At 72.3% G+C, this 2678-nt stretch carries 2 protein-coding genes; both read right to left on the bottom strand.

Annotated elements, in window-relative coordinates:
• Positions 1 to 30: 30 nt before the first annotated feature.
• The gene (locus MUE36_15980) at positions 31 to 1683 is read right to left on the bottom strand and encodes a DEAD/DEAH box helicase (GenBank protein MCU0312426.1); all 1653 of its coding nucleotides are present in this window, start codon (positions 1681 to 1683) and stop codon (positions 31 to 33) included.
• Positions 1684 to 1827: 144 nt separating this feature from the next.
• Complete coding sequence (locus tag MUE36_15975) at positions 1828 to 2166, bottom strand: hypothetical protein (GenBank protein MCU0312425.1); 339 nt, start codon at positions 2164 to 2166, stop codon at positions 1828 to 1830.
• Between the last annotated feature and the right edge of the window lie 512 nt (positions 2167 to 2678).

Raw genomic sequence — 2678 nt, 5'->3', positions numbered from 1 at the left:
CGGACTTGGATGAAGTCGCCGCGGGGCGGCTCAGTCGGCGAGGCCGTGGAGCACGTCGTCGGCGTCCACGATCCGGTAGGCGTAGCCCTGCTCGGCCAGGAAGCGCTGGCGGTGCGCCGCGAAGTCGGCGTCGACGGTGTCGCGCGTGACCACGGTGTAGAACCGGGCCCCGCGGCCGTCGTGCTTGGGCCGCAGGATGCGGCCGAGCCGCTGTGCCTCCTCCTGCCGCGACCCGAACGACCCGGAGACCTGGATCGCCACCGACGCCTCGGGCAGGTCCAGGCTGAAGTTGGCCACCTTCGACACCACGAGGGTCGAGACCTCCCCCGACCGGAACAGGTCGAACAGCTCCTGGCGCTCCTTCACCGGCGTCTCGCCGGTGATGACGGGCACGCCGAGCAGCTCGCCGAGCTCGTGCAGCTGGTCCAGGTACTGGCCGATCACCAGCACCTGGTCCTCGGCGTGCCGGGCGACCAGCGTCGACACGATGGAGCGCTTCTCGCGGGTCGTCGACGCCATCCGGTAGCGCTCGTCGGGCTCGGCCATGGCGTAGGCCATCCGCTCGTGGTCGGGCAGCGTGACGCGCACCTCGACGCAGTCGGCGGGTGCGATCCAGCCCTGCGCCTCGATCTCGCGCCACGGCGCGTCGAAGCGCTTGGGGCCGATCAGCGAGAACACGTCGCCCTCGCGTCCGTCCTCGCGCACCAGGGTCGCGGTCAGGCCCAGCCGTCGGCGGGCCTGGATGTCGGCGGTGAACCGGAAGATCGGGGCGGGCAGCAGGTGGACCTCGTCGTAGATGATCAGCCCCCAGTCGCGGGCGTCGAACAGGTCGAGGTGGGCGTAGGTGCCCTTCCGCTTCGTGGTCATCACCTGGTAGGTCGCGATCGTGACCGGCCGGACCTCCTTGCGCGCCCCGGAGTACTCGCCGATCTCGTCCTCGGTCAGGCTCGTGCGGCGCAGCAGCTCGTCGCGCCACTGCCGCGCGCTCACCGTGTTCGTGACCAGGATCAGGCTGGTGGCCCGCGCCAGGCCCATCGCCGCGGCCCCGACCAGGGTCTTGCCGGCGCCGCAGGGGAGGACCACCACGCCGGACCCGCCGTGCCAGAACCCCTCGGCCGCCTGGCGCTGGTAGTCGCGCAGCGTCCAGCCCTCCTCGCGCAGCTCGATGGGATGCGCCTCGCCGTCGACGTAACCGGCCAGGTCCTCGGCCGGCCAGCCCAGCCGCAGCAGCACCTGCTTGAGCGCGCCGCGCTCGCTGGGGTGCACCACCACGGTGTCCTCGTCGATGCGCTGCCCCACCATCGGCGCGACCTTGCGGCTGCGCAGCACCTCGGTGAGCACCGCACGGTCCGTGGCCTCGAGGACCAGCCCGTGGGTCGGGTGCTTGAGCAGGCGCAGCCGGCCGTAGCGGTCCATCGTGTCGGCGACGTCGACCAGCAGTGCGTGCGGCACGGGGAAGCGCGAGTGGCGCAGGAGGGCGTCGACCACGCTCTCGGCGTCGTGGCCGGCCGCCCGGGCGTTCCACAGCCCGAGCGGGGTGATCCGGTAGGTGTGGATGTGCTCAGGCGCCCGCTCGAGCTCGGCGAACGCCGCGATGTCGCGGCGGGCGTCCTCGGCGGCGGGATGGGCGACCTCCAGCAGCAGGGTCTTGTCGCTCTGGACGATCAGGGGGCCGTCGGTCATCGAACGATTCTCCCCCGCCGACCCGGGTGCGTCGTTCCGGGACGCCGGCGCTGGACGATACCGGGGGTTGCGCGCGGCCCGAGCGACGTCGGCGAGGGATCGGAGGGGTCCGGGCGGAGGCGTGGCCGGTGCCGTGGAACGGGGTCAGCGCTCCTCGGCCAGCGAGGCGCGCAGGTACTCGGGCAGGTCGTCGTTGCCGTCGACGGCGAGGTCGGCGTCCTCGTCGACGTAGTGCATCGCCAGCTCCTCGACCGAGAGGTCCTCCAGGTCGTGGGTGTCGTGCGCGAGCGCCTCGGGGATGTCGTCCTGGAGCGGCCGGTTGTCGTCGACCAGGTGACCGACGCGGGTCTCGTCGGGATGCCCGAACGTCTCGACCGGGCCGTCGGTGCCGAGCTCCTCGGAGACGTGGTGGTGGTAGGCGTCGATCACCTCGACGGCGGGGTCGTCCTTCCACCGCTGTCCAGAGCGTTCGTAGTCGGTCATCGGACCGCTCCTTCCCACCCGGCCCCGGTCGGGACCACTCGCCCGGCCGGTGGGCCACCGACCGAGCCCCGTGAAGCCACAGTAGAGCAGCACCGGCCCCCGTTGGCAGCCTGACGCCCGGGCCCTTGGGCCTTGACCTGCGCCTCGGAGCGGCACTCACGGATCGGGGTCGGTGGGACGACGCGCAGGGGCCGCGCGGGGCACTTGCACTCGACCGGGGTGAGTGCCAATAATCTCCTTAGCACTCGGAGGGGTCGAGTGACAGCCACCGGCGGTCACCGGCACGTCCGGGGCACCGACAGGTCGGTGCGGCTGAGGCCAACCGGGGCGGTGACGTGAACCGCGCCCGGCGGGTCGTCCGTCGCGGGCAGGCGCATCGGCATCCACGGCACCACGTGCGAAGGAACCGACACACACATGGCGAAGATCATCGCTTTCGACGAGGAGGCCCGCCGGGCCCTCGAGCGCGGCATGAACACCCTGGCCGACGCGGTCAAGGTGACCCTCGGGCC

Source organism: Acidimicrobiales bacterium (genome assembly GCA_025455885.1).
Taxonomy (GTDB): domain Bacteria; phylum Actinomycetota; class Acidimicrobiia; order Acidimicrobiales; family Acidimicrobilacustridaceae; genus Rhabdothermincola_A.
Note: the sequence above shows the minus strand (reverse complement) of the source record. Positions and strands in the feature narration are given on the sequence as shown.

Excerpts from the sequence above, each read along its gene's own strand:
- MUE36_15975 (MCU0312425.1), bottom strand. The coding sequence starts at position 2,166 with ATGACCGACTACGAACGCTCTGGACAGCGGTGGAAGGACGACCCCGCC.
- MUE36_15980 (MCU0312426.1), bottom strand. The coding sequence starts at position 1,683 with ATGACCGACGGCCCCCTGATCGTCCAGAGCGACAAGACCCTGCTGCTG.